The 25,240-nt window shown below is 63.9% G+C and carries 25 protein-coding genes; 15 read left to right on the plus strand and 10 right to left on the minus strand.

Going from position 1 to position 25,240, the window contains the following annotated elements; translation table 11 throughout:
• Positions 1-11: 11 nt before the first annotated feature.
• The gene (locus EYW42_RS02420; RefSeq protein ID WP_135533660.1) at positions 12-881 is read right to left on the minus strand and encodes an SDR family oxidoreductase; all 870 of its coding nucleotides are present in this window, start codon (positions 879-881) and stop codon (positions 12-14) included.
• A 75-nt stretch (positions 882-956) separates the two neighbouring features.
• Positions 957-2,993 (minus strand): AMP-binding protein, encoded by a 2,037-nt coding sequence (locus tag EYW42_RS02425; protein ID WP_135533661.1) that lies wholly within the window; start codon positions 2,991-2,993, stop codon positions 957-959.
• Between the two features lie 95 nt (positions 2,994-3,088).
• Between EYW42_RS02425 and EYW42_RS02430 the strand changes: the two genes are divergently transcribed.
• Positions 3,089-3,670: a GNAT family N-acetyltransferase gene (locus tag EYW42_RS02430; protein ID WP_135533662.1), complete on the plus strand. Its 582-nt coding sequence runs from the start codon at positions 3,089-3,091 to the stop codon at positions 3,668-3,670.
• A gap of 42 nt (positions 3,671-3,712) precedes the next feature.
• Here EYW42_RS02430 and EYW42_RS02435 read toward each other — a convergent pair whose 3' ends face one another.
• Complete coding sequence (locus EYW42_RS02435; protein ID WP_135533663.1) at positions 3,713-3,946, minus strand: hypothetical protein; 234 nt, start codon at positions 3,944-3,946, stop codon at positions 3,713-3,715.
• 131 nt (positions 3,947-4,077) lie between these two features.
• Here EYW42_RS02435 and EYW42_RS02440 point away from each other — a divergent pair, with 131 nt between their 5' ends.
• The 3 genes from EYW42_RS02440 (at position 4,078) to EYW42_RS02450 (ending at position 7,339) form a co-directional block, all read left to right on the plus strand.
• On the plus strand, positions 4,078-5,760 hold the full coding sequence (locus EYW42_RS02440; RefSeq protein WP_135533664.1) for an acyl-CoA mutase large subunit family protein: 1,683 nt from the start codon (positions 4,078-4,080) through the stop codon (positions 5,758-5,760).
• A gap of 318 nt (positions 5,761-6,078) precedes the next feature.
• The gene (gene mce, locus EYW42_RS02445) at positions 6,079-6,462 is read left to right on the plus strand and encodes a methylmalonyl-CoA epimerase (RefSeq protein ID WP_135533665.1); all 384 of its coding nucleotides are present in this window, start codon (positions 6,079-6,081) and stop codon (positions 6,460-6,462) included.
• A gap of 64 nt (positions 6,463-6,526) precedes the next feature.
• Positions 6,527-7,339 (plus strand): aldo/keto reductase, encoded by an 813-nt coding sequence (locus EYW42_RS02450; protein WP_135533666.1) that lies wholly within the window; start codon positions 6,527-6,529, stop codon positions 7,337-7,339.
• Between the two features lie 13 nt (positions 7,340-7,352).
• Here EYW42_RS02450 and EYW42_RS02455 read toward each other — a convergent pair whose 3' ends face one another.
• Both EYW42_RS02455 and EYW42_RS02460 read right to left on the minus strand, forming a co-directional pair.
• Positions 7,353-7,913: an NUDIX hydrolase gene (locus EYW42_RS02455; RefSeq protein ID WP_135533667.1), complete on the minus strand. Its 561-nt coding sequence runs from the start codon at positions 7,911-7,913 to the stop codon at positions 7,353-7,355.
• A gap of 103 nt (positions 7,914-8,016) precedes the next feature.
• The gene (locus EYW42_RS02460) at positions 8,017-8,640 is read right to left on the minus strand and encodes a ferredoxin--NADP reductase (RefSeq protein ID WP_135533668.1); all 624 of its coding nucleotides are present in this window, start codon (positions 8,638-8,640) and stop codon (positions 8,017-8,019) included.
• 206 nt (positions 8,641-8,846) lie between these two features.
• Here EYW42_RS02460 and EYW42_RS02465 point away from each other — a divergent pair, with 206 nt between their 5' ends.
• Entirely contained in the window at positions 8,847-10,598 is a 1,752-nt protein-coding gene (locus EYW42_RS02465) for a 2-oxoacid:acceptor oxidoreductase subunit alpha (protein ID WP_135533669.1), read from the plus strand.
• Entirely contained in the window at positions 10,595-11,458 is an 864-nt protein-coding gene (locus EYW42_RS02470) for a 2-oxoacid:ferredoxin oxidoreductase subunit beta (RefSeq protein ID WP_135533670.1), read from the plus strand. Before EYW42_RS02465 ends, EYW42_RS02470 begins: the two co-directional genes overlap by 4 nt.
• A 104-nt stretch (positions 11,459-11,562) precedes the next feature.
• On the opposite strand, the gene EYW42_RS02475 is transcribed toward EYW42_RS02470, so the two are convergent.
• Entirely contained in the window at positions 11,563-12,228 is a 666-nt protein-coding gene (locus EYW42_RS02475; protein ID WP_135533671.1) for a DUF6517 family protein, read from the minus strand.
• A gap of 113 nt (positions 12,229-12,341) precedes the next feature.
• On the opposite strand from EYW42_RS02475, the gene EYW42_RS02480 reads away from it, so the two are divergent.
• The 5 genes from EYW42_RS02480 (at position 12,342) to EYW42_RS02500 (ending at position 16,898) form a co-directional block, all read left to right on the plus strand.
• A complete protein-coding gene (locus tag EYW42_RS02480; protein WP_135533672.1) occupies positions 12,342-13,709 on the plus strand; it encodes a geranylgeranyl reductase family protein in 1,368 nt (455 codons plus the stop codon).
• 125 nt (positions 13,710-13,834) lie between these two features.
• Positions 13,835-14,665: an aldo/keto reductase gene (locus tag EYW42_RS02485; protein WP_135533673.1), complete on the plus strand. Its 831-nt coding sequence runs from the start codon at positions 13,835-13,837 to the stop codon at positions 14,663-14,665.
• A gap of 47 nt (positions 14,666-14,712) precedes the next feature.
• Entirely contained in the window at positions 14,713-15,453 is a 741-nt protein-coding gene (locus tag EYW42_RS02490; RefSeq protein ID WP_135533674.1) for a hypothetical protein, read from the plus strand.
• Positions 15,454-15,502: 49 nt separating this feature from the next.
• The gene (locus EYW42_RS02495) at positions 15,503-15,694 is read left to right on the plus strand and encodes a DUF7333 family protein (RefSeq protein WP_135533675.1); all 192 of its coding nucleotides are present in this window, start codon (positions 15,503-15,505) and stop codon (positions 15,692-15,694) included.
• A gap of 124 nt (positions 15,695-15,818) precedes the next feature.
• The gene (locus EYW42_RS02500) at positions 15,819-16,898 is read left to right on the plus strand and encodes a guanosine monophosphate reductase (protein ID WP_135533676.1); all 1,080 of its coding nucleotides are present in this window, start codon (positions 15,819-15,821) and stop codon (positions 16,896-16,898) included.
• A 321-nt stretch (positions 16,899-17,219) separates the two neighbouring features.
• Here EYW42_RS02500 and EYW42_RS02505 read toward each other — a convergent pair whose 3' ends face one another.
• The 4 genes from EYW42_RS02505 to EYW42_RS02520 form a co-directional block, all read right to left on the minus strand.
• Complete coding sequence (locus EYW42_RS02505) at positions 17,220-18,191, minus strand: phosphoadenosine phosphosulfate reductase family protein (protein WP_135533677.1); 972 nt, start codon at positions 18,189-18,191, stop codon at positions 17,220-17,222.
• Between the two features lie 115 nt (positions 18,192-18,306).
• The gene (locus EYW42_RS02510; protein WP_135533678.1) at positions 18,307-18,879 is read right to left on the minus strand and encodes a DUF7110 family protein; all 573 of its coding nucleotides are present in this window, start codon (positions 18,877-18,879) and stop codon (positions 18,307-18,309) included.
• A 164-nt stretch (positions 18,880-19,043) separates the two neighbouring features.
• Positions 19,044-19,691, minus strand: a complete 648-nt coding sequence (gfcR, locus tag EYW42_RS02515; RefSeq protein WP_135533679.1) for a transcriptional regulator GfcR — start codon at positions 19,689-19,691, stop codon at positions 19,044-19,046.
• Positions 19,678-20,754: a glucose 1-dehydrogenase gene (locus tag EYW42_RS02520; RefSeq protein WP_135533680.1), complete on the minus strand. Its 1,077-nt coding sequence runs from the start codon at positions 20,752-20,754 to the stop codon at positions 19,678-19,680. Before EYW42_RS02520 ends, gfcR begins: the two co-directional genes overlap by 14 nt.
• Before the next feature lie 199 nt (positions 20,755-20,953).
• Between EYW42_RS02520 and EYW42_RS02525 the strand changes: the two genes are divergently transcribed.
• From EYW42_RS02525 to EYW42_RS02540, 4 genes are all read left to right on the plus strand, one after another.
• Complete coding sequence (locus EYW42_RS02525) at positions 20,954-22,210, plus strand: HAD family hydrolase (RefSeq protein WP_135533681.1); 1,257 nt, start codon at positions 20,954-20,956, stop codon at positions 22,208-22,210.
• Between the two features lie 87 nt (positions 22,211-22,297).
• On the plus strand, positions 22,298-23,536 hold the full coding sequence (locus EYW42_RS02530) for a mandelate racemase/muconate lactonizing enzyme family protein (RefSeq protein WP_135533682.1): 1,239 nt from the start codon (positions 22,298-22,300) through the stop codon (positions 23,534-23,536).
• 170 nt (positions 23,537-23,706) lie between these two features.
• A complete protein-coding gene (locus tag EYW42_RS02535; RefSeq protein WP_135533683.1) occupies positions 23,707-24,288 on the plus strand; it encodes an NADPH-dependent FMN reductase in 582 nt (193 codons plus the stop codon).
• 9 nt (positions 24,289-24,297) lie between these two features.
• Entirely contained in the window at positions 24,298-25,155 is an 858-nt protein-coding gene (locus EYW42_RS02540) for an arylamine N-acetyltransferase family protein (RefSeq protein ID WP_135533684.1), read from the plus strand.
• The last annotated feature ends 85 nt before the right edge of the window (positions 25,156-25,240 follow it).

Below are 25,240 nucleotides of genomic sequence, written 5' to 3' on the forward strand. Positions count from 1 at the left end.
CACAAACCCGTCTATTCGTACGTGAGCGTCATGCCGCCGTCGAACAGCAGGTCGCCGCCGTTCAGATGCGTCGCGTGTTTCGAGAAGCCGAACACGAAGAGGTTGGCGACGTCGACGGGATCCATCATCTCCGTGACGCGGGACTGGCCGAGCATCACGTCGTCGATGACCTCGTCGACGGAGATGCCTCGTTGCTCCGCGGTGTCTGGTATCTGTTCGGTGACAAGCGGCGTCTTCACGTACCCCGTGCTGATCGAGAACGAGCGCAGTCCGTCTCCCCCCTCGGCGGCGATCGACTGCGTCAGCCCCCGGAGGCCGAACTTCGAGACGTTGTACCCGACCTTGTCGGACGTGACGTAGTGGCCGTGGACCGACGCCATGTTTCCCACGGCACCGACGCCGTCGTCGGTCGCACGGATGTGCGGGATGGTCCGTTTCGCGAGATACAGCGGTGCCCGTAGCATCACGTCGTGCATCCGGTCGTACTGCTCCATCGGAAAGTCCTCGATGGCGTCGATGTGTTGCATGCCCGCGACGTTCGCCAGATAGCGGAGCGTTCCGTGGTCCGCCGCCGTCTCGACGATGCGCTCGATATCGTCGTCGTCAGTGAGGTCGCCAGCGACCGTCTCGACGCGGCCGTCGACGCCTATCTCGTCGCCCAACTCCGCCGTTCCGGCGAGTCCCGACTCGTCGACGTCCGTCGCGACGGCGGTCGTTCCGTTCGCGGCCATCGCGACTGCCGTGGCCCGGCCGATACCGGACCCGGCCCCGGTCACGAGACAGACCGTCTCTTCGACGAAGTGGTCGTCGTCGACGAACATGAGCGAGTCGTCGTCGATAGGCCGTGCTTCGAGGCGCTCGTGCGTGCCAGATTTACCCATACGTCACTAAACGAACCGGACCACCCAAAACCCGGAGGTTGGTATGTCCACCTCTCCGTGCTTGGACAGGCGACGCTACCGCGCCGCGTCTATCTCGTCTAGCGCGTCGGGGTTCTCTATGCTGCTCATGTCGCCGAGGTCCTCGCCGGTGTACGTCGCCTCGATGGCGCGGCGGATGATCTTCCCGCTCTGTGTCTTGGGGAACTCGTCCACGAACAGCACCTCGCGCGGGCGGAACGGTTTGCCGAGTTCCTCGCCGACCTGCGCCCGCAGTTCGTCGCGCAGTTCGTCGGTCTCCTCGACGCCGTCCTCGGTGACGACGTACGTGACGACGGCGGTGCCGGTGGTGTCGTCCGGCGCGCCGACGGCGGCGGCCTGATTCACGTCAGGGTGTTCGATGAGCGCCCCCTCGACCTCGGCGGGGCCGACCTTGCGGCCGGCCACGTTCAGTGCGTCGTCGGCGCGGCCGTGGAGGAACCAGAAGCCGTCCTCGTCCTTCTGCGCCCAGTCGCCGTGGTCCCAGAGGTCGTCCCAGTTCGACCAGTACTCTTCCAGGTAGCGCTCGTCGCCCTCCCAGAGCGATTTCGTCATGCTGGGACAGGAGTCGCGGGCGACGAGGAATCCGCGCTCGTGGGTGTCCGCGATGGACTCGCCGTTGTGGTCCACGATGTCGATGTTCATGCCGAGACCGGGGCCGCCGAGCGTACACGGTTTCAGGTCCTGGATCGGCATCGGCATGAGGAAACAGCCGCAGATCTCGGTGCCGCCGGAGATGTTGATGATCGGCGCGTCACCGCCGCCGACGTTCTCGTGAAACCACTGCCAGGACTCCGGGTCCCAGGGTTCGCCGGTCGACCCCAACAGGCGGAGCGTCGAGAGGTCGTGACCCTCGACCCAGTGGTCGCCCTGCTTGCGGAGGGCGCGGATGGCGGTCGGCGAGATGCCAAACACCGTCAGGCCGTGGCGGTCGATCATCTCCCAGAAGCGGTCCGGTTCGGGGTAGTCGGGCGCGCCCTCGTACATGAACACGGTGCCGCCGAAATGCTGGTTGCCGATCAGCGTCCACGGCCCCATCATCCACCCGATGTCGCTGACCCAGAAGAAACGGTCGTGGTCCTTGTGGTCGAAGCCGAAGTAGATCTCCTTGGCGCACTGAGCGAGGACGCCGGCGTGGGTGTGGACGATACCTTTCGGTCGCCCCGTCGTCCCCGACGAGTAGAGCAGCATCGCCTCCTGGTCCGACGGAAGTTCCTTCGTCTCGTACTCGTCGTCGGCGGTTTCGACGGCGTCGTCCCACCACTCGTCGCGGTCGTCGTTCCACGGAATCGAGGCTTCGGTCCCGCTGTCTCCCGTGGTGTCGCTCTCGGCGTCCGCCTCGCTACCGAATCGGTCGTAGACGATGGTGTGTTCGACGTGTCCCGCCTCTTCGATAGCCTCGTCCGCAGCACCCTTCAGCGTCACCTCGCTGCCGCGCCGGTAGAAGCCGTCACCGGTGAACATGACCGAACACTCGCTGTCCTCGATGCGAGTCGCGGTCGCGTCGACGCCGAACCCGGAGAAGATCGGAACGGCGATAGCGCCGACCTTGAAACAGCCGTACAGGATAGAGATCACCTCGGGGATCATCGGCATGTACAGGCCGACGGTGTCGCCGGTCCCGACGCCCCGCTCTTCCAGAGCGTTTGCGACCTTGTTCGACTGACGCGCGAGTTCGTGATACGTGATCTCCCGGATATCACCGTCCTCGCCCTCCCAGATACAGGCCACCTTGTTCCGCGTCTCGCTCTCGGGGTCGGCGTGGCGGTCGAGCGTGTTGTGCGCGATGTTTATCTCTCCACCCGGGTACCAGTCGGTGAACTGGGGACCGTCCGAGTCATCACGGACCTCGTCGTACCCCTCGTAGAACTCGATGTCGAGGTAGTCGACCATTTCGTCCCAGAACCAGTCGACGCCGGACTCCTCGACCCCCTCGACATCGCCGGTGGTCCGAGCGATCAGTTCGTCGTAGTCCTCCATGCCGTACTCCCGCATGAACTCGTACACGTTCGTAGATTCGACGAACTCCTGTGTCGGCGTGTGGACGACCTCGTCCACGTCAGCAAGTGATTCCATGGTTGGTCCTCGTATGGGATTCTTATTGGATCGACCAAGAACTTTTCCGACCGCGTCGGGGCACCCTTTTTACCACAGGGGACAAACTTCCATCCATGTACGTCCGGGAGGCCAAAAACAGGGAAGAGGTCTGGTTGCTCGACCACATCGAAGCGATGGGACTGGACGAAACGGCGTTTCGCTCCCGCGACTACGTCATCGCGCTGGACGAGGAGACTGGGGAGAAGGCCGGGTTCGGCCGCATCCGGATCCACAAAGTAGAGGATGGTGACGACGTCTGCGAACTGACGAGTATCGGCGTCGTCGAGGACTGGCGAGGGAACGGCGTCGGGGCGCACGTCGTCGAGCGTCTGGTCGAGCACGCCCGCGACGAGGGGTTCTCGTTCGTCTACTCGCTGGTCGACGAACCAGCCTACCTCGCGCAGTTCGGCTTCGAGCGGATCGCCGAGGACGAACTGCCCGCCGTGCTACGGGACCGCCTCGAAAGTAAGCGCGACGACATCGCGCCCGAGGCCGTCGCGATGGTGCTCTCCGTTTCGGAGTTCGTGATGCCGGATCGGTTCCGCCAGCGATTCAAGGGCGCGACGGTAGAAGCGGACGACGAACCGGAGGAGTCCGCGGAGGACTTCGGTATCGATCCGGAAAACACGTCGTACAAGTACGACACCGGGCGGTGAGATCGGTTTCCGCCGTTGCTCAGTGAGTGCGACTGTGGCCTTTCACTCGGCCAGTTCGTTCTCGCGGTCGTGGACGAACCCGCCCTTGAACGCTATCCACCCGATGACGGTGATAAAGAGTATCGGCGGCAGGATAGCGAAGCCCCACAGCGGATTGACGCCCCACTGAAGGATCAGAACCAGGTTCCCGATACCCAAAGCGAGAAAGGGCGCGATGTACAGCGCCGCCCGTCGCCTGTCGGTATCGCCGTCGTCGTCGGGGATGGGCGTCGACATACTCGCAACTCGGTCGTCCACGAGCAAAAACGGACCGGTGGCAGTTTCCGACACCCGGTAACGTGTGGCACCGCCGCCGACCCGCTCGATCCGTCAACCATTAAGGTCGGTGGAAACCTTCCGTTAAAATAATGTTCGACTCGGACGACCTCGAAGCGATCCGCGAGTCGAAGGCCGAGTGGGAGGCGGACGACGTCGACCCGACGGTCGAGCGGTTCGGGGAGCGCAAGGAGCAGTTCACCACCGACACGGGCGGGCAGACGGTTAGCCGGCTGTACACGCCCGACGACGTGGCGGACATGGACTACGACGACGACCTGGGGTATCCGGGGCGAGAGCCATACACTCGCGGCGTCTACTCGACCGGCTATCGCGGCCGCCTGTGGACGATGCGGCAGTACGCGGGTTTCGGGACGCCCGAAGAGACGAACGAGCGGTTCAACTACCTGCTCGACGAGGGCCAGACCGGTCTCTCGATGGCGTTCGACCTGCCGACCCAGATGGGGTACGACTCCGACAACGCCATGGCCGCCGGCGAGGTCGGCAAGTCGGGCGTCGCGATCGACACGCTGCACGACATGGAAACCGTCTTCGGCGGCATCCCGCTGGACGAGGTGTCGACATCGATGACGATCAACGCCCCCGCGTCCGTGTTGCTCGCGATGTACATCGCCGTCGGCGACCGGCAGGGCGTCGACCGCGAGCAACTGCGCGGCACCATCCAGAACGACTTACTGAAGGAGTACGTCGCGCGCAACACCTACATCTACCCGCCGGAGCCGTCGATGCGGATCATCACCGACATCTTCGACTTTTGTGCCGACGAGACGCCGAACTTCAACACCATCTCTATCTCCGGCTATCACATCCGCGAGGCGGGGTCTACGGCCGCACAGGAACTCGCGTTCACCCTCGGTAACGGCATCGAGTACGTCGAGGCGGCGCTCGATGCGGGCCTCGACGTCGACGAGTTCGCTCCCCAACTCTCCTTTTTCTTCAACGCCCACAACAACATCTTCGAGGAGGCGGCGAAGTTCCGGGCCGCCAGACGGATGTGGGCGACGATCATGGAGGAGCGCTTCGACGCGGACGATCCCAAGTCGAAGCAGTTGAAGTTTCACACCCAGACCGCCGGGTCGACGCTCACCGCCCAGCAGATCGAGAACAACGTCGTCCGCGTCGCCTATCAGGCGCTCGCCGCCGTCCTGGGCGGCACCCAGAGCCTCCACACGAACGGCAAGGACGAGGCGCTGGCGCTCCCGACCGAGGAGAGCGTTCGCACGGCGCTTCGCACCCAGCAGATCCTCGCCCACGAGTCCGGGGCCGCCGACACCATCGACCCACTCGCCGGGAGCTACTACGTCGAAAACCTCACCGACGAACTCGAATCGGAGGCGTTCGACATTCTGGACACCGTCGACGAGAAAGGCGGCATGTTACGCGCCGTCGAATCACAGTGGGTCCAGCGACAGATCCAAGACACCGCGTTCGAGCGTCAGGAGGAGATAGAGGAAGGCGACCGAATCATCGTCGGCGTCAACGAGTTCGAGACCGACGAGGAGCCCGAGATGGACATTCAGGAGGTCACGGAAGAGGACGAACGCCGGCAGATAGACCGACTGGAGACCGCCAAAAGCGACAGGGACGACGAGGAGACCGAGGCCGCACTCGCCGCGCTCCGCGAGGCCGCCGAGGGCGACGAAAACGTGATGCCGTACATCGTCGACGCCGTGAAAGCGTACGCGACGGTCGGCGAGGTCTGTGACGTGCTTCGCGATGTCTTCGGGGAGCATCGTCCGGGCGGGACGCTATAGTAGCGCTTGCGAGTTGCCCACACTCGACCGCACGGTTGCATGCGGTCGGATGTGTAAACAGTTGCAAGCGCTACTGTCGGTTGACCCCAGGTTTTTGTACGAGGGCGAGGCCACCCGTCGGCGTGACCTGATATGTCGGACGTAACTGTTTCAGACATTTCGCGGGGACGCCCCCGCGAAATTCTTCAGTGATTTGCGTCCGTCAGTATGAATCCGGTCGCGCGACGGCCAGCGCGGGAGTGCGACGCACCGTCGCGCCGAGAACCCGAGCGTCGCCTGTTCGCTTCCTATTAGTGGTTCCTCCGCGTTCGCTCAGCCATGCAGTTCGACCACGCCGGCCTCGCCACCGAAGACGCCGACGACCTCGCGGCCCTGTACGCCGACCTCTTCGACGCGCCGGTCGTCCACGAGGAAGACCTCGACGACCTCCGGGTCGTCTTCCTCGACCTGGGTAACGGCTACTTCGAGTTGCTCGAACCGATCGACGATGGGACCGTCGCGCGCTATCTCGACCGGAACGGCCCGGGGATCCACCACCTCGCCCTGGAAACCGACGACATCGAGGCGGCGCTGGACGCCGCGCGCGACCGCGGTGTCGACCTGATCGACGACGAACCCCGCCCCGGCGCGTGGGGCCACGACGTCGCCTTCCTCCACCCGAAATCGACCGGCGGTATCCTCGTCGAGTTCGTCGAGCACTGACCGGACGCCACAGCGGTCACGCGGACCGACCGGTTTCTTTGGAGTCGCGCCCGTACGTCGAGCGATGGAAACCGTCACCGTCCAGGGCGTTGACGTACCGGTGCTCGGCCTCGGGACGGCCCGCATGGAAGGAGAGGAGTGCCGGAACGCCGTCGAGACTGCTCTCGACCTCGGGTACCGACACCTGGACACGGCCCAGATGTACGACAACGAGGCGGCGGTCGGCGCGGCCATTCGCGACCACCCGGTCGACCGTGAGGATCTGTTCGTCACGACCAAGATCGACCCGTCGAATCTCTCGCCCGACGACGGTCACGCGTCCTTCGAGGCGAGCCTCGACCGCCTCGACGCGGAGTACGTCGACCTCCTGTTGATCCACGCGCCGCGCGACTACGCTCCAGTCGCCGAGACTATCGGTGCGATGAACGAGTTACAGGAGGCGGAGACAGTCCGCCATATTGGCGTCAGTAACTTCTCTGTCGACGGACTGCGGGCGGCCATCGACGCCTCGGAGACGCCGATCCTCACGAACCAGGTCGAGTACCACCCGTACACCGACCAGACGGACCTGCTGTCGTTCTGTATCGACACCGACGTTCTGCTAACGGCGTACAGTCCACTCGCCAAGGGAAAAGTCGCAGACGACGAGACGCTCGCCGAGATCGGCGACCGCTACGACAAGACGCCCTCGCAGGTCGCACTGCGCTGGCTACTCCAGCAGGACCGCGTCGCGGCTATCCCGAAAGCGAGCAGTCGCGACCACATGGCCGAGAATCTCGACGTGTTCGATTTCGAACTCTCGAACGAGGAGATGGAGACAGTGTTCGATCTTCAGGGGGGTTTGCTCGACAGGCTCAGGATGGCGCTCGGACTGTAGGTGCGAACTGTCGTCACCGCGTGACCCGGTTCGCCCCGCTGGCCCATTGCCGGATCCGAGACTGAGCGCTCGTGTGGACGGCTTCGGGCGGTCGTGACCACCACGCGGCGTCCGTTACTGACTCGTCCGCAGGGACCGGCGTTCCCGCCTCGTAGTCGGCATCGAACACCGCCCATAGACTGTGTATCGTCGGCCCGTCGGGGTCGTCGGACGCCACCGTCTGTCGCCGTCGCACCTGGAAGAGATCGCTGATAGCGCACTCGACGGCAGTGTGGTCGCGAACGGCGCGGGCCGCCGCCGTTTCGAGCGTTTCCACGCCTTCCATCGCCGTCCCCGGAACGCACCAGGCGTCGGCGGTATCCCGGGTCCGGACCAGAAGCAGACTGTCGTCGTCGTCGTGGACGAACGCACTCGCACCGCCCACGTACCCGTTACGGGCGCGTCTGCGGGCGACCTCGAACTCCTCGCGCGGCAGTTCGACGGTGTCGCCGGTTACCCGGAATTCGCCGTACTTCGACCGGAGGCGCGCGAAATGACCGTTGACCGCCCCTCTGGTCCGCTCCGCCAAAGACATGTAGGATTTCTAAGAAACAGCGGTACTTAGAACCCGACGTTCTTTCACCGAGGTGCAGTTGCGGGATCCGGTCGTCGACGTGAGTGATCTCGGTCAGTTGCTCTCATCCGAAGTTCTCTATCTTCGCGTCGTCGGAGTCGCCGCCGGCCGAGTCGATAGCCGCCACGGAGTCGTCGACGAACTCGCGGAAGCCGAACACGTACACTTGCCCGCCGTCAACGACCTCCGCGACGGCGTCGTCGATCTCACCGTCGGTGATGATGACTGTCGCGCCGCCCGCGGCGAGTGTCGCGAGGCGGTCCTCGTGCGCGGGACTGTCGTCTTGATACACGACGGCCACGTCGTGACCGTCCGCGAGTGCTCGCTCGCCCATGCCGACTGCGGGGCCGACGCCGGGGCCGCCGGCGAGCAACACGACGTCCTCGTCCTCGTAAAACACCGTGCCGAACGGCCCCTCTACCGTGACCGTGTCGCCGGGTTCGCGGTCCGCGAGCCACGGACTCAGGTCGCCCTCGGGGTCGACTCCGACTGTGATTTCGAAGGTCTCCTCGACGTCGGCCGACGACAGCGTGTAGTGACGTGACACGTCCTCGCCGCCCACTGTCGCCCGCAGGAGTACGAACTGACCGGGTTTCGCGTCGAACTCCGGCGGAGTCTCGAGTTCCAGTGCGACCGTCTCGTCGCCGACGGTCCGCACGTTCCGGACCGTCACTTGCGTTGCGTTCATGTGGGACCGTACAGGTGGGCCGGACAAAGGCCTTCCTTTCGACCACAGGGACCGCTGCGTTCGAACCGCCTGCTCGGGCCAGTATCGACGGTATCTTTCCGCGGACACGGAGGATTCAGTCCACCTGTCGCCGTGTTTACTCGCCGACGTGTAAGGTCGGTGTTTCAGAAGGCTTTTGATTTGGTAACGGCTACTCATACGTCAATATGGCCGACGACCTGAACTGGGCGATAGGTGGGGAGGCTGGCGACGGCATCGCTTCCACCGGGAAGATCTTTGCGCAGGCACTCTCCAGAGCAGGACGACACGTTTTCACATCGAAAGACTTCGCGTCACGGATCCGCGGTGGCTACACCGCCTACAAGATCCGGACGTCGACCGACCGCGTCCAGAGCGTTGTCGACCGACTCGACATTCTGGTCGCGTTGACTCAGCGGACCATCGACGAGAACCTCGACGAACTGCACGACGACAGCATCGTCATCTACGACGGCGAACGCTCCTGGGACGCCGAGATCCCCGAGGGTGTCACCGGTGTCGACGTTCCGTTGAAGTCGCTGGCCGAGGACGCCGGCGGCGCGATCATGCGCAACATCGTTGCGCTGGGTGCCGCCTGTGAGATAGCCTCGTTCCCCATCGAGAACCTGGACGAATCGCTCGAAAAGCGCTTCGCCAGCAAGGGCGAGAAACTCGTCGAGAACAACAAGCAGGCCGCTCGACTGGGTCAGGAGTACGTCCAGGAGAACTACGACGACCTACCGGAGTACAGCCTCGACACCACCGACGAGGACTACGTCCTCCTGAACGGCGACGAGGCGATCGGAATGGGCGCTATCGCCGCCGGCTGTCGGTTCTACTCCGGCTACCCGATCACGCCCGCGACGGACGTCATGGAGTATCTCACCGGTCGTATCGACAAGTACGGCGGCCACGTCGTCCAGGCCGAGGACGAACTCTCCGCGATCAACATGGCGCTCGGTGCGGCCCGCTCCGGCGCTCGCGCGATGACGGCAACCTCGGGTCCGGGCATCGACCTGATGACGGAGACGTTCGGCCTCGTCGCGACCAGCGAGACACCGCTGGTCATCTGTGACGTGATGCGTTCGGGCCCCTCGACGGGGATGCCGACCAAGCAGGAGCAGGGCGACCTCAACATGGCCCTCTACGGCGGTCACGGTGAAGTGCCACGCTTCGTCGTCGCTCCGACGACCGTCGCCGAGTGTTTCCAGAAGACAGTCGAAGCGTTCAACCTCGCCGAGAAGTACCAGCTACCGGTGTATCTGGTCGCTGACCTCGCGCTCGCGGTGACGGAACAGACGTTCCGACCCGAGGAGTTCGATATGGACGCCGTCGAAATCGACCGTGGAAAGGTCGTCGACGAGGACGACATCGACCAGTACCTCGACGAACAAGACCGCTTCCAGCCGCACTACGACGCCGCGGACGGCGTCAGTCCGCGCGCGTTCCCCGGCACTGAGGGCGGCGCGCACATGTCGACCGGTCTCGAACACAACGAACTCGGCCGCCGGACCGAGGACACCGACGAGCGCGTCAGTCAGGTCGACAAGCGCAACCGCAAAGTCGAAACGGCAAAGCAAGAAGAGGAGTTCGACTACCGGGAGTTCGGCGACGAAGACGCCGACACGCTCGTCATCTCGTGGGGGTCGAACGAAGGGGCGATGGTCGAGGCCCTAGAGTACCTCGAAGACGACGGCATCGACGTACGCTTCATCTCGGTACCGTACATCTTCCCGCGTCCCGACCTCTCCGAGGAGGTCGAAAGCGCCGACGACGTCATCGTCGTCGAGTGTAACGAGCAGGGTCAGTTCGCCGACCTGCTGGAGCACGATACCCTTACCCGACTGAAACGCGTGAACAAGTACAACGGAATCCGCTTCAAAGCGGACGAGTTGGCAGACGATATCGCGGCAACCCTGACGGAGGAGATAAAAGCATGAGCTCAGACGTTCGATTCACGGACTTCAAATCCGACAAGCAGCCGACCTGGTGTCCCGGATGCGGGGACTTCGGCACGATGAACGGCATGATGAAAGCGCTCGCCGAAACCGGCAACGACCCGGACAACACGTTCATCTGCGCCGGTATCGGCTGTTCCGGGAAGATAGGCACGTACATGCACTCGTACGCCCTGCACGGCGTCCACGGCCGCGCGCTCCCGGTCGGCACCGGCGTCAAACTCGCCAACCCTAACCTCGAAGTGATGGTCGCGGGCGGCGACGGCGACGGCTACTCCATCGGCGCGGGCCACTTTATCCACGCCGTCCGCCGGAACGTTGACATGACCTACGTCGTCATGGACAACCGCATCTACGGCCTCACCAAGGGCCAGGCCTCGCCGACCTCGCGCGAGGACTTCGAGACGAGTACGACCCCCGAGGGTCCGAAACAGCCCCCGGTCAACCCGCTCGCGCTCTCGCTGGCCGCCGGCGGCACCTTCATCGCGCAGTCGTTCTCGTCGGACTCCCAGCGCCACACCGAGATCGTCAAGGAAGCCATCGAACACGACGGCTTCGGCTTCGTCAACGTCTACTCCCCCTGCGTGACGTTCAACGACGTCGACACCTACGACTACTTCCGCGATTCCATCGTCGACCTCGACGACGAGGACCACGAACCGAACGACCGCGAGGCAGCCAAAGAGAAGATCCTGGAAGGCGACAAAGAGTATCAGGGAGTCATCTACAAGGACGAAAACTCCGTGCCGTACAGTGACCTGCACGGGATCGGCTCGAACATGTCCGAGATACCCGACGGCGCGCCCGAGGACGCGATGGACCTGGTTCGGGAGTTCTACTAGAACGACGGCGTTTCCGTTCGGACTAAAACGACTTTTTTCGGTTCGAGAGAACGGAGCTTTCGACACTCGCCAGCGACGGCTCTACTAATAAAAGAAACGCCGCGTCAGTCGCCGCCGTCGTGTTCGACCGACTGCATCAGCGTCTCGATGTCCTGTTCTCCCTCCGGCCGCTGGGTCGGGTGTGCGCCGAGCATGACGACCCAGTCACCGTCGTGTTTGACTTTCGTGGCGTACACCGCGACTTCTATCTCCTTGTCGTTGAATCGGGTCGTTCCGGTGAAACGCGTCACGTTCACCTGTTCGCCGAGGACGCCGTCGAGACGCTTCTCTTCGTCGACCGAGAAGTCGGCGTCCCGGGAGCTATCAGTCATTTGCGACTGGAACTCGTCGAGTAGGTCCGCGTTTGACATGTCGTCGAGGGGGTTGAACGACTGCCCGAGCACCTCGACTTCCGGCACTGCGACGGCGGTGAACCTGCCGACTTCCCGTCTGTCGTCGAGGATCGTTTCGTGCTTCGAGTAGGCGTTAACGTGACTCTCGACGACTATTTCCCGGTCGCCGGCGTCTTCGAGCGTTCGGTTCTCCACGAGGGCGTGGCTCTCGTTCAGCGAGTAGCCGGTTTCGTCGAGGGCATCGTCGCTCACTGTCGCGTTCGACGCGGTGAATTCGAGCGAGTCGTTCCCGAGAAGGAATCCGATACATCCGCTCGAAGCGAGCAAAACGGCGACCGCGAGAACGGCGACGCGTTTCCGGTCTATCGGTCCCGACATCGTACAGAGACAGAGTGGTACCCGGGTATATTCCTTCCGGCTATCGGTGTGGTTGGACCGCGGAGTTCATTCCCTCCCGTTTTTTATGAGATGGACGCGAAACTGCGACAATAATGACTGAAACCTACGACATCGTCGTCGTCGGTGGTGGGACCGCGGGTTGCTTCGCCGCGGCGACGGCGGCGGACCGCGGGGTAGATGTCGCTCTGTTAGAACGGAAGTCGGAGGAGGAGGCAGGTCATATCGCCTGCGGCGATGCGATCAAGGGGAAAAACACGTTCCCGGACGTGATCGACCGGGAGTATCTCAAGGAGGAGTCGTTCCAGAACCAGAACATCGAGCGCGCGGTGTTCGAGAACCCTCACTCCGGCGACGACATCGATATCCCGTTGCCCGCCTCGGGTGCCGTTCTTGACCGCACCCGCTACGGGGAAGTCCTCCTGGAAGAGGCCGACCGCATCGGAACCGATATCGAGTACGACACGGTCGTACAGGACGTGATACAGGAGGACGGGCGCGTCACGGGCGTTCGCGCCAAGCGCAAAGGCGAGGCGTTGACCTACGAGGCGAACGTCGTCATCGACGGTGCGGGAGCGCTCTCTATTCTGCAGGACAAGGCCGATCTGGAGGACGCGACGTTCGACACGAACGTCGATTACTCGCAGTTTTGCTCCGCGTACCGCGAGATCGTTCACGTCGAGGACCCGGTCGAGTGGCACGACGCAATCGTCTTCAAGCCGACCGAGGAACTCGGATATCTCTGGTACTTCCCGCGGTCGGAAACCGAGATCAACGCCGGTCTCGGTTTCCAGATGAACAAGGAACCGATGGAACTGGTCGACGTTCTCAAACGCGACTTGGAGAACCGTGAGGAGTTCGACGGCGCGGAGGTAGAAGATAAACTCGGCGCTGCGCTCCCGACACGGCGGCCGTACGACTCCGCAACCGGACCCGGGTTCGTCGCCGTCGGCGACGCCGCGGGCCACGTCAACCCTACCACAGGCGGCGGTATTCCGGGAGCGGCGAAAGCGGGACATTGGGCCGCACAACAGGCGATCGAAGCTATCGAGAAAGACGACGTGGGCGAGGCGAACCTCTGGGAGTACAACCAACGCATCATGCAGGACTTCGGGAAGCGCTTCGCCGCGATGGACCTGTACAACATCTTCGGAAGCGCTCACGAAGTCGACGAACTCGTCGCCGTCGTCTCCTCGCTCCCGGGCCAGCAACTCGTCGACGCGCTCGGCAGTAAGGGGACCTCGTCGATGAGTCTCGGCCTCAAACTCAAGACCATCCTGAAGACGTTCGGGCACTGGGAGACGCTGTACGAACTGTACAAGGTCCACGAGTGCGCAGAGCGACTGAAAGAGGTGTACAACGAGTACCCGAGTTCCCCCGACGGGTTCGACCAGTGGCGGGACCGCCGGGACGCGATCATGGACGACGTGTACGAGATAACCGGCGCTGAGCCGAAGTATTAGAAACGACCTTTGTGCCGCGAGCGCCGCAGGCCGTGTCCCTTTCGTAGTTCTACTTCGCCTCTCCATCCCCGTCGTCTCTCTCCGCATTCACAACCCATTTTTGCGTGACGCCCCTCCCTTGCAGTATGTCTCAAGAGCAACAGACACCGGATAGCGTTCCGTCCGTCGATGGCATGCCGCGACTCGGCCTGGGTACGTGGCAAAACACCGACCCGGACCAGTGTCGCGAGAGCGTCCAGACCGCGCTGGAGACGGGGTATCGCCACGTCGACACCGCGCAGGCGTACGACAACGAGGTCGAGGTCGGCGACGGGATAGCGGCGGCGGACGTCGACCGCGACGACGTCTTTCTTGCGACGAAGATCTGGACTGATAACCTCTCGTACGACGACGTGATCCACACGGCGCGCGAGAGTCTGAATCGTCTCGGCGTCGACTACCTCGACCTGCTGTACGTCCACTGGCCGTCCGGGGAGTACGACGCGGAGGACACGCTGGCGGCGTTCGCTGAACTGTACGACGACGGCCTGATCGACCGCGTCGGCGTGAGCAACTTCCTACCCGAGCAGGTCCGGGAGGCAACAGAGGTCTGTGACGCGCCTATCTTCGCCAATCAGGTCGAGATGCACCCGCTGCTTCCCCAGGAGGACCTCCAGGCGTGCGCCGAACGGGAGGACGTGAACCTCGTGGCGTACTCGCCGCTCGCGCGCGGCCGGGTGTTCGACGTACCCGAGATCCAGGCGGTCGCGAAGAAACACAACGCGAGCGCGGCGCAGGTAAGTCTCGCGTGGCTGCTCGAGAAGGGAGCCACGCCGATCCCGAAGGCCACCAGCGAGGACCACATCCGCGACAACTGGAGTAGCCTCTCGATCGAACTCGACGAGGACGACATCGAGACTATCGACGGGATCGACCGACAGGAGCGGCAGGTCGACCCCGGCTTCGCTCCCTGGTAGGTCCAAAGGCCGGAAAGTTGAAACCGAGCGATCCTGTCTACGTGCATATGGCTACCGGGTCAAAGACCAGAGGTGGTGTCTTTCACGCGATATCGGTGGATCTGCGCCGGTTACACGAGACCTGGATGGAACTCGTTTTCCCCCGGCAGCGCACGTCCACGCACTCGGTGCTCGGCAAGTGGACGCCGAACACGACGACTGGCTGGATCGGCTATCGTCTGTGGGCCGCGTTAGGGGTGCTGATAGTCGCCTTGCTGTACCCGCTCGCGCTGTTCGGGTTCATGGCGCGGTTCTACGCGCGGAAGGCGGACGGGACTGCGACTCGGATCGGCATTCTCGGCGTCGTCGCCGTCTCCGTTCTCATCTGGGGGGCACTGACGGTGTTTGCACACTTTCGCTTCTCGCGCACCGGCTTTCTCGCCGTGGGCGCAGCGGGCGTCGTGGCCACCATATCGGCGGCGCTCGCCGTGGTGTTCTCCCGGATCGGCGGTCGGAAGACGACGGTGTTTCTCGGCTATCCGTTCGGCATGACCGCCGTCTTCCTCCCGCCCGTCGTAGCGGCGCTTTACTCCCCGACGCTCGCACAGACGATCTTCCCCCAGAGCGAATCGCTCGCCATCTGGCTCCTCGACAACGTACTGTACGTCGGCGGGATCAACGAGTTCCTTCGGTCCCGATACTCGCTGTCGGGGCTGGGCTACGTCGGCATGTGGTTCGGCATCGCCGTTCCCCTGGGCTGGATCCTCGGGGGGTTAGTGACGCTCGCCGACCTGATCAGGCCGAAGTGAGCTGCTGATCTCGGAACCATTAGGTGTTTCTCGCCCGTAGATGACGGACATGGAGTTCGACCTGTCCAAGACGGCGGCCGCGTTCGTGGCTCTGATCGCCGTTGGCGTGGGAAGTCTGATCGTCACACCGATGATGACGACTCGGATCGTGTTGATGATGGTGCTACCCTCGATGGTCGTGTTCGGTGCGATCTGTCTCGCCATCGGCGTCGCACACGGACAGTACCGCGCGACGCACTGATACGGACTGTTGTGACTGTGTACCGGTGTTCGCCGACCCCGTGTCGGCGCTATCCGGAACTGACTTACAGCAGTCCGACGGTCCGGTATGCTTTTGCCGTTGTGTACGATACACAAGTGGCGGTATGAACAACCTGCGAACGGGACTCTCGTACGGCGACGTCTTGCTGGTGCCCCAGCGGTCGCCCGTCGAGTCCCGAAACGACGTGGACATATCGACAACCCTCACCGACGAGTTAGAACTCGAAACGCCTCTGCTGTCCGCGCCGATGGACACCGTCACGGAGTCCGAGGCGGCTATTGCCCTCTCGCGAGCCGGCGGGTTCGGAACGATCCACCGGTTCGTTAGTATCGAGGAACAGGCGGCGGAAGTTCGGGCCGTGGCGGACGCCGGCGAACAGGTCGGCGCGGCGATCGGGATCAACGAAGACTATCTGGAGCGAACCGAAGCCGTCCTCGACGCGGGCACCGACTGCGTGATGGTCGACGTGGCTCACGGCCACCTGGAGTCGTGTCTCGATGTCGTCTCCCGTCTCCGGAAGGAGTTCGGCGACATCGATCTCGTCGTCGGAAACGTCGCAACGCCGGACGGCGTCCGCGACCTCTACAGCGCCGGTGCCGACTGCGTGAAAGTCGGCATCGGACCGGGATCGCACTGCACCACGCGGAAGGTCGCCGGTGCCGGCGTCCCGCAACTCACCGCAGTCGACGACTGCGCAGCGGTCGCCGACGACCTTGGCGTCCCGATCATCGCCGACGGCGGTATCCGCTCCTCCGGCGACGCGGTGAAGGCGCTGATGGCCGGCGCGGACTCGGTGATGATGGGCAGCCTCTTCGCCGGCACCGAGGAAGCCCCCGGCGAGGTCGTCGACGTCGACGGCCGCACGTACAAGCGCTCGCGCGGGATGGCCACCACCGCGGCGAACGAGGACCGTTCGGACAAGGAGGTAGACGTGGACGCCGACGAGGGCGTCGAGGGACTCACGGAGTACAAGGGTCCGCTCGTCGACGTCGCCGAGGAGTTCGCCGCCGGTATCCGCTCCGGCCTGAGCTACTGCGGCGGCCACACTATCGAAAAAGCCCGGCAGAACGCGGAGTTCATCCGCGTCGCCGCCAGCGCCCGGGAGCGAGAGGGCGCTCACTCCGACGACGAGTGGGAGACGGTGACCGTCGACCACGGCGTCGTCCGCGAAACCGAGCAGTAGACGAGTTCTGTAGGGACGCACCGATCCCGAGGGGGTGGTGTGCGCTTCGCGATGTGGTTTTTCACCCCCGGTTGGGCCAGCGCGAACGTGCTCGCCGAGAGCGGCGAGCGGGTGAGCGTACGGGGGAGGGCAGGCTGTCGCCGATTAGCCGCCAAAGGAAAGCGTCCGCGCGAACGGAGAGTGCGGTTCGCCGTGGAAGGCATACGGCGGCTTCGCCGCCGTTTCACCGGGCGCGACCGTAGAGAGCGCACGGGGTTTTTTGGCCGAGCTTTTTTGCGCGAGTGGTCGCCGAAGGCGACCTGAGCGTCAAAAAAGGGCGTCTTACATGTAGCCGAGGTCGCGCAGGCGCTCCATCAGGTCCTCCTTGTCCTGGGCGCGGCCGGCGCGCTCGGTCGTGTTCTCCATGTCCTGCAGCCAGGCGGGCTCCTCGGCGGACTTGTCGGTCGAGATCTCGCTGCCGAGCGAGCGGAAGCCGGCGAAGTACTTCGGCGAGACGGGAACGTCCTCCTTCTCGATCCCTTCGGGGAGGTCGTCCTGACCCTGCGGGACGTACCCCTCGTCCGGGTAGTCCTCGACGGTGTCCGGTACGACGAAGTTCCAGAACGTCTCCCAGACGTCGGGTTCGGCAAACTGGAGGATCGGCTGGACGCGGTCGTGCGGCGGGTAGATATCGGGGTCGTGGCGCGGCGAGAAGAACGTCTCGTCGGCGCGGGCCTCCTGTTCGTCCCAGCGGACGCCGGAGAGGATGCCGTCGACATCGTGCTCTTCGATAGCGTCGTTCAGCGCCACGGTCTTCAGCAGGTGGTTGCCGACGTAGGTGTCGAGCAGGAACGGGAACTCGTCCTCCTCGTACTCCAGAATGTTGCGGACGTGATGCTGGTTGTGCTCCGAGAGTTCGTCGATCGGGATGTCGTCGCCGGGTTCGAGACCGTTCTCGTCGACGTACTCGCCGATGTCCTCGTTGCGGGCCCAGATGACATCCAGGTCCCACTCGTCGGCCCAGTGGTCGACGTAGTCGATGAGTTCGTCGAAGTGCTGGTAGTGGTCGATGAAGACGACCGGCGGAACTTCGAGGTCGAAGCGGTCGGCAACCTCCTTGACGAAGTAAAGCGTCAGCGTCGAGTCCTTGCCGCCGGTCCACATCACGACCGGGTTCTCGTACTCTTCGAGGCCTGTCTTCGTAACCTCGATGGCCTTCTCGATCTTGTGGTTTACCGACGGGTAGTCGGCGGGGTCTTCGCCCTCGCCGTCCTCGTAGTCGACGTTAACGTAGTCGGGGAAGTTCTCTGCCATCTCGTAATTAGATATAATTAGGAGCGGTAAAAGTTTGATGGACGCTTATCGCTGATCGCTTGCGAGATGGTACCACACGGGTCGTTACGGGAGAATAGCCGCGGGAGACGGGAACTCAGTCCGAGATGAACTTGTTGTCGCGCCAGTTGACGCCGCTTTCGCCCTTGTTGCCGTCTCCGGGGCCCTCGACGACCTCTATCGATGCCGGGCGGTCCTCGCTGTCGACGATGCGGGTCGCCTGAAGTTCGTCTTCTTCGACGGTGATAGCCGTCAGCGTTCCTTTCTCGGCCTGCCGGGCGATGTCACAGAGGACCAGGAACATCTCGTACTGGAGCGTCGAGTTCTGGAGGACGGTTTCGCGGTCGCCCTTGAACGCGGCGTACTCGACGAGTTCGGATTCGATCTCCTCTTCCTCCTCTTCGCCCCACTGCGGGCCGCTCTGGCGTCGCTCCTCGGGTTCTTCCTCGTACACCCTGTTTTCGGTTACGCTGGCTTTCAACTGTGCCGTCGGCGTGTACTTGCTGATGCTCTTGTCGTCCGCGACGGCTTTCAGGATCAAGGTGTTGTTCCGCCGGGTTATCTCTATGTCCTCTATCCCGTCCGGGAGATCAGCGTCCTCGAAGTGGTCATGGACTGTTTCGAGCGGCAGTTCCAGTGTCGAGTGAAGTCGATAAACGTGGTTTGACATAGCTGATTGTGTTCGAGGTCCGCGACAGCAGTTGGTTGTGTGTGTGTAGGACTCCGGCGCTTATATGGACTGCTATTTCATTCTCTAGATGTAGGACCGAAATTTGCTCGCCTATCGCCGCTGTATAATACGGAGTCACGCAGTCTCCGGAACGGTCGGCCCGTCTACTCGTCCTCGGAGCCGACACGGATGACCTGGAGGAGCGAGTACACCGGGACCCCTTCTATCTCCTCGACGCCCTGCTTGTCCGCGAGTACGCCACAGGCGACCGGTTCGCCGCCCTGTTCGCGGATAGCCTTGACCGTCTCGGTCATCGTCGTCCCGCTGGTGATCGTGTCGTCGACGACGTAACACTCGCGGTTTCGTATCTGCGCGAAGTTCCGAGAGAACGACCCGCCCAGTTCCTCGATATCGCCCTCCTCCCACTGATGTTTCCGAGGGGCGTACGTTCCGAGGTCAGTGTCGAGTTCGCGGGCTACGGTCGTCGCGAGCGGCGCGCCGGCTTTCTCGATGCCGATGGTCAGGTCCACGTCTTCCCCGCGCTTCTGGAGGAGGTCGGCCATCGCCGACCCGACGGACGCGAGACGCTTGCTGTCCCGGCCGATGGCGCTCCAGTCGACGTGAATATCGTGCGGACTGCCGGCAGACGGTTCCGCGGACGCCATCGCCGGCGGAGTGGTCGTCCCGCTCCGTTCTACGAGCCAACTCGCCGTCTCGCGCGAGACGTTGAGTTCGTCGGCTATCTCGCCTTTCGACAGCCCCCGCTCCGCCAACTCGGCGGCGCTCTCTATCAGATCGTCAACGTTCTTCATATGTGCTGAATTCGACCGCTGTTTTTATAGTCGTGTCGTCGTCGTCAAACGCGCGGTCGAGTTCGACGAGGCCGTAGACGCCGGTAACGAGGTCGTCGAAGAGCCACTCCGGCAGCGTTTCGAGCGTCTCCACCGCCGCTTCGAAGTGTTCGACGCGGGAGTTGACGCTGCCGACGAGCGCCTTGTTGTGGAGGACGAACTCGTTGTGAAGCGCGCCGCCGTCTATCTCGAACTCCCAGGAGTCGGGGACGCCGAGGAGGGCTCCGACGCCGTTGGGTTCGAGCGCCCGGATCGTTTCAAACGCGTGCTTCGCGTAGCCGGTTGCCTCGTAGACGACGTCCATGCCCTCATGAGCGTCCGGTACGTCGGCGACCGCGGTCTGCCGGGAGTCGATGTACGTCGCGCCGAGTTCCTCGATGATGTCGATGGTCGGGTCCGGGCGGTCGCGGCGACCGAGACAATACGTACGGTCGAACCCCTCCGTGTGTTCGAACATCGCCAGCGTCAGCAGCCCGAGGCTGCCGTTGCCGAGCACCATGGCGGACTCCGGATTCCAGTCGAACGCGGAGCGGGAGGCGTAGGCGAGTTCGAGCGCTTTCTCCGTGATGCTGACCGGTTCGACCAGAAAACCCAGGTCGGCCATGGCCGCAGGGACGGTGACGAGACAGTCGGCGGGGCTGGTGAAATACTCCGCCATGAACCCGTGAGCCCCCTCGATACCGCGTTCCCGATACTGCCCGCTCGGGGCCATGTCGGGTTCGCCGCGCTCGAAGAACTCGTTGCTCTCGCCCGGTGTGCGCCGGACGGTGGGAACGACGACATCACCGTCAGTCAGGTCCGTCCCGTTCGGATCGACGACGACGCCGACGGCCTCGTGACCGAGCACGAGATGGTCCTCGCCGTCCGGAAAGCCGCCGTGCAAGCCATTGATGACCTCGTGGTCGGTGCCGTCGACGCCGACGCGCAGCGTTTCGACCAGCGCTTCTCCGGGCTCCGGGTCTGGTTTCGGTTTCTCGACGACGGTCGGGGTTTGCTCGCCCTCCCTGAGTACGACAGCGTCCATACCTACCCGTTAGCACGGAAGGTGAAAAGTATTTATTCTATTCTGAGTAAATATACTGAAAGTTCCGTTTCACCTCAGTTCTCTCCGAGCGGACCAACAGTAGTCAACCTTGACCGCCACGGCCGGGACGGAGCGGGAGCGTTCGCGGGTAACGACTCCGTCCGGCCACGTTTATGCCGGTCCCGACACGTGATACGGTATGGAACGGTACGACCACCTCTATCGGCTCTACGACGAGTTCGACACGGGGACGCTCCGGGACTATCAGGAGTTCGTCGACGTGTTTCCGCCGGTCGACTCCCGGGTCGCCCTCGAACACTGGCAGAACGCGAGCGACGAACTCAGCGAGCGGAAAGACGAGATCCGAGAGTCGTTTACCGCCGGTGAGACGTTCGCGGAGACCGCCGCGCACGCGACGCGCGACCAGGCGTTTACCGCCCTCGACCTCCTCGCCAAACACGGCCGGTCGGTCAACGTCCTCGTTCTCGACGTCGACGAGACGCTTCGCTCCGCCGGAAGCACGGACAACGAGATCCCGCGCGACACGCTCCACCTGCTGACGGAGTTCCACGAGGACGGCGTGCCTATCGTCATCTGCACGGGACAGACGCTTGAGAACGTGAAGGGGTTCATGATCCAGGGACTCGGCTCGGAGATCGTCCACTCGGGCGACCTGAGCATCGTGTACGAGGCCGGGACCGGCGTGTTCACGCCCGGTCACGGTGCGGAGACGAAGCAACTGCTGTACGACGACCTCGACGACGATATCGTCGAGGTGTTCGACGAAGTACGCTCGCGTATCCTCCGGGAGGCACCGGACCACCTCCGCCGCGGGTGTCACCTCCAGGGCAACGAGTTCAACGTCACGCTCAAGCCGAACTTCGAGATCGGCGGCGAACGGGCGGGCGAAGTGATAGACGACGGACTGGTGTACGAACTCGACCTCCTCGGCGAGGCGGTCGCCGGGCGGGTCGACGGAGTCGAGACGGACGACAGGGCCTCCCGATGGGCCCGGACGTACTACGCGGCACAAGACCCGGAGATACGGAGCGTGCTCGAACAGCGAGGCGAGTATCCCGACACGCACTCCGAGTCGATACCCGACGCCGTCGCGGACGTGTTCGAGCGGATCGACGTGGCGTATTACGAGGCCGACGCCGCGGAGATAGGGAGCCTCGAACTGAACAAGGTCGTCGGCGTCCGGACCGCGTTCGACGTCCTCGGTATCGACGCCCCGTTCGCGCTGGTGATGGGCGACAGCAAGAGCGACCTGCGCGTGATGGAGTGGGTCGCGGAGAACGACGCGGGCATCGGGGCCGCGCCGAACCACGCGTCGCGGGACGCGCTTGATCACGTCCTTTCGACGGACGAACTCGTTTTCGACCGCGGCAAGAGCGCGGAGATGCTGCGGACGATTTACGCGCTGAACCGACTCGCCGCACTGGACGGCGCGTGACTCACGAGAGATCCGTCATCTCAGCGCCCGTAACTGTCCCGGACGCGTATCTCAAACCTTTACTTCCGCGTGAGTAAACGATCCACCATGGGGATCGACTACTCGGACCTGCACGACCCGAACGCGGAGTACACGATGCGCGAACTCTCCGCGCCGGAGATGGGAGTGACGAGAGAACGCGGCGGCGGGCGCGACGTCGAGATCACGGACGTTCAGACGACGATGGTCGACGGGAACTTCCCGTGGACGCTCGTTCGCGTCTACACGGACGCGGGCATCGTCGGCACGGGCGAGGCGTACTGGGGGGCCGGCGTTCCCGAACTCATCGAGCGGATGAAACCGTTCGTCGTCGGCGAGAACCCCCTCGACATCGACCGCCTCTTCGAACACCTGATCCAGAAGATGTCCGGCGAGGGCTCCGTCGAAGGCGTCACAGTCACGGCCATCTCGGGGATCGAAGTGGCCTTGCACGACCTGGCCGGCAAGATCCTCGACGTGCCGGCCTACCAGTTGCTCGGCGGGAAGTACCGCGACGAGATGCGCGTCTACTGCGACTGTCACACCGAACAGGAGGCCGACCCGGACGCCTGCGCCGACGAGGCGGAACGCGTCGTCGAGGAACTCGGCTACGACGCGCTGAAGTTCGACCTCGACGTACCGAGCGGGCACGAGAAAGACCGCGCGAATCGACACCTCCGCCCGCCCGAGGTCCGACACAAGGTCGAGATCGTCGAGAAAGTAACCGAGCGCGTCAAGAACCGCGCCGACGTGGCCTTCGACTGCCACTGGACGTTCTCCGCCGGGTCAGCCAAGCGTCTCACCGCGGCGCTGGAGGAGTACGACGTCTGGTGGCTCGAAGACCCGGTCCCGCCGGAGAACTTAGACGTACAGGAGGAAGTGACGAAATCGACGACGACGCCGATCACCGTCGGTGAGAACCGCTACCGCGTCACGGAGGAGCGCCGCCTCATCGAGAACCAGGCCGTCGACATGATCGCCCCGGACATGCCGAAGGTCGGCGGCATGCGCGAAACCCGGAAGATCGCAGACGCCGCGAACCAGTATTACATCCCAGTCGCGATGCACAACGTCTCCTCGCCCGTCGCGACGATGGCTTCGGCCCACGTCGGCGCGGCCATCCCCAACTCGCTCGCCGTCGAGTACCACAGTTACGAACTCGGCTGGTGGGAGGACCTCGTCGAGGAGACGGTCATCGAGGACGGATACATCGAGATCCCGGAGGAACCCGGACTCGGCGTGACGCTCGACATGGACGCCGTCGAGCAGCACATGGTCGAGGGCGAGGAACTGTTCGACGAGGCCTGATAGCACCCGTCCGCAACGCGCTTTCGGCGGACGGTTGACCGTTCCGCGTCCGGTTCGCAGTGACCGCGGACGCTGTCACTTTTTTCGTCGGGTTGATATAAAATATCGATCAAAAATTCGTTTCAGGGAGCGCTTTAGTGGGTATCGTCGGTAGTACGGAGTAGAGACCGATGCCGAGGAATCCACATGTCGTCGCGGTGTGCGGAAGCCTGAACGACGACAGCAAGACACGAGTCGCGCTACGGACCGCGCTGGACGCGGCGGCGGCCGCGGGCGCGACGACTGAACTGATCGACCTCCGCGACCACGAACTCCTGCCGTACGGGTGGGACGGTGCCGACGCGAGCGACGCGGAGTCGCTCCGGCGGAGCGTCCGCGAGGCGGACGCCGTCCTCTTCGGAACGCCTGTGTACCACGGGTCCTTCTCGGGATCGCTGAAGAACGCCCTCGATTACTGCAAGCGCGCCGACTTCGACGGAACGACAACCGCCGCACTGGCCGTTGCCGGCGGTGGGTTTCCGCGAGCGACGCTCGAACACCTGCGGGAGGTCGCTCTTACGCTCGACGCGTGGCCGCTGCCACAGCAGGTCGCCATCCCGAACTCGGGATCGACGGTCGGTGACGACGAGATACGCGACGGCGACGTCGAGCGCCGCGTCCGCGAGTTAGGCGAGAAACTGGTCCGGTACGCGGGTGTCGAGCGCTACCCCGAGGCCACTCGGGCCCCGGCAGACCCCGCGACCGTCGACTGACCGCGACAGATGAATTCCGAACGCTACCTCGAACGGATCGGCCTCGGCGCGACGGATATCCCGCGTCCCGACCGCGAGTCGCTCGAACGACTTCAGGAGGCACACGTCACCGCGGTCCCGTTCGAGACGCTATCTATCACCGGACATCCGTTCGGAGACCGGAAGTCGAGCGGAGCGGGCGCTCCCAACGAGCGACCGGACGGAACCGCGAATCCCGACGGCGAGGGGGTCTCGCTCGACCGGGCCCACCTCTACGAGAAGGTCGTCGAACGCCGCCGGGGCGGCTTCTGTTACGAACTCAACGGCCTGTTCGGGTGGCTCCTCGGCGAACTCGGGTTCGATGCGGACCGCGTCGCCGCCCGCGTCGTCAACGACGGCACGGCCCGCCCGCCGGCGAATCACCTCACTCACGTCGTCGAGTTCGACCGACGGTACGTGACGGACGTCGGAACGGGGACCCCCCAGATCCGGCGTCCGGTCCCCCTCGACGGGACTGTCGTCGCCGACGCCGCCGACGTCGAGTGGCGCGTCGTCGAGAGCGACCGCCCCGACGCGGAGTATCTAACGCAGTACCAGGAACAGGGTGACGACGGATGGACCGACCGGTACGTGTTTCGCGACCGCCCGCGGCCCCCTGGCTTTTTCGAGGCGACCTGCGAATACCTCCAGAGCGCGCCTGAATCGCCGTTTACCGGCGATCCCGTCGTCGCTATCGCGAGCACGCGAGGGTACAAACGGCTCTCGACGGAGACGTTCACCGAGAGGACCGGCGGCGAATCCCGCGAGAAACCGGTCGCCCCAGAGGAGTGGGATGACGTTCTCGAACGCGAGTTCGGCGTGCGGTATCCGGCGAACAGGACCGGTTGACGACCAGCAGCGAACGTTCCCGTCCGACATCACTCACTTGTGCCCTAGAATCCCACCCTCGGGCAGCGTCCGGCAATCAGGGACC

The sequence above is a fragment of the Halostella pelagica genome, assembly GCF_004762015.1.
GTDB lineage: Archaea > Halobacteriota > Halobacteria > Halobacteriales > Natronoarchaeaceae > Halostella > Halostella pelagica.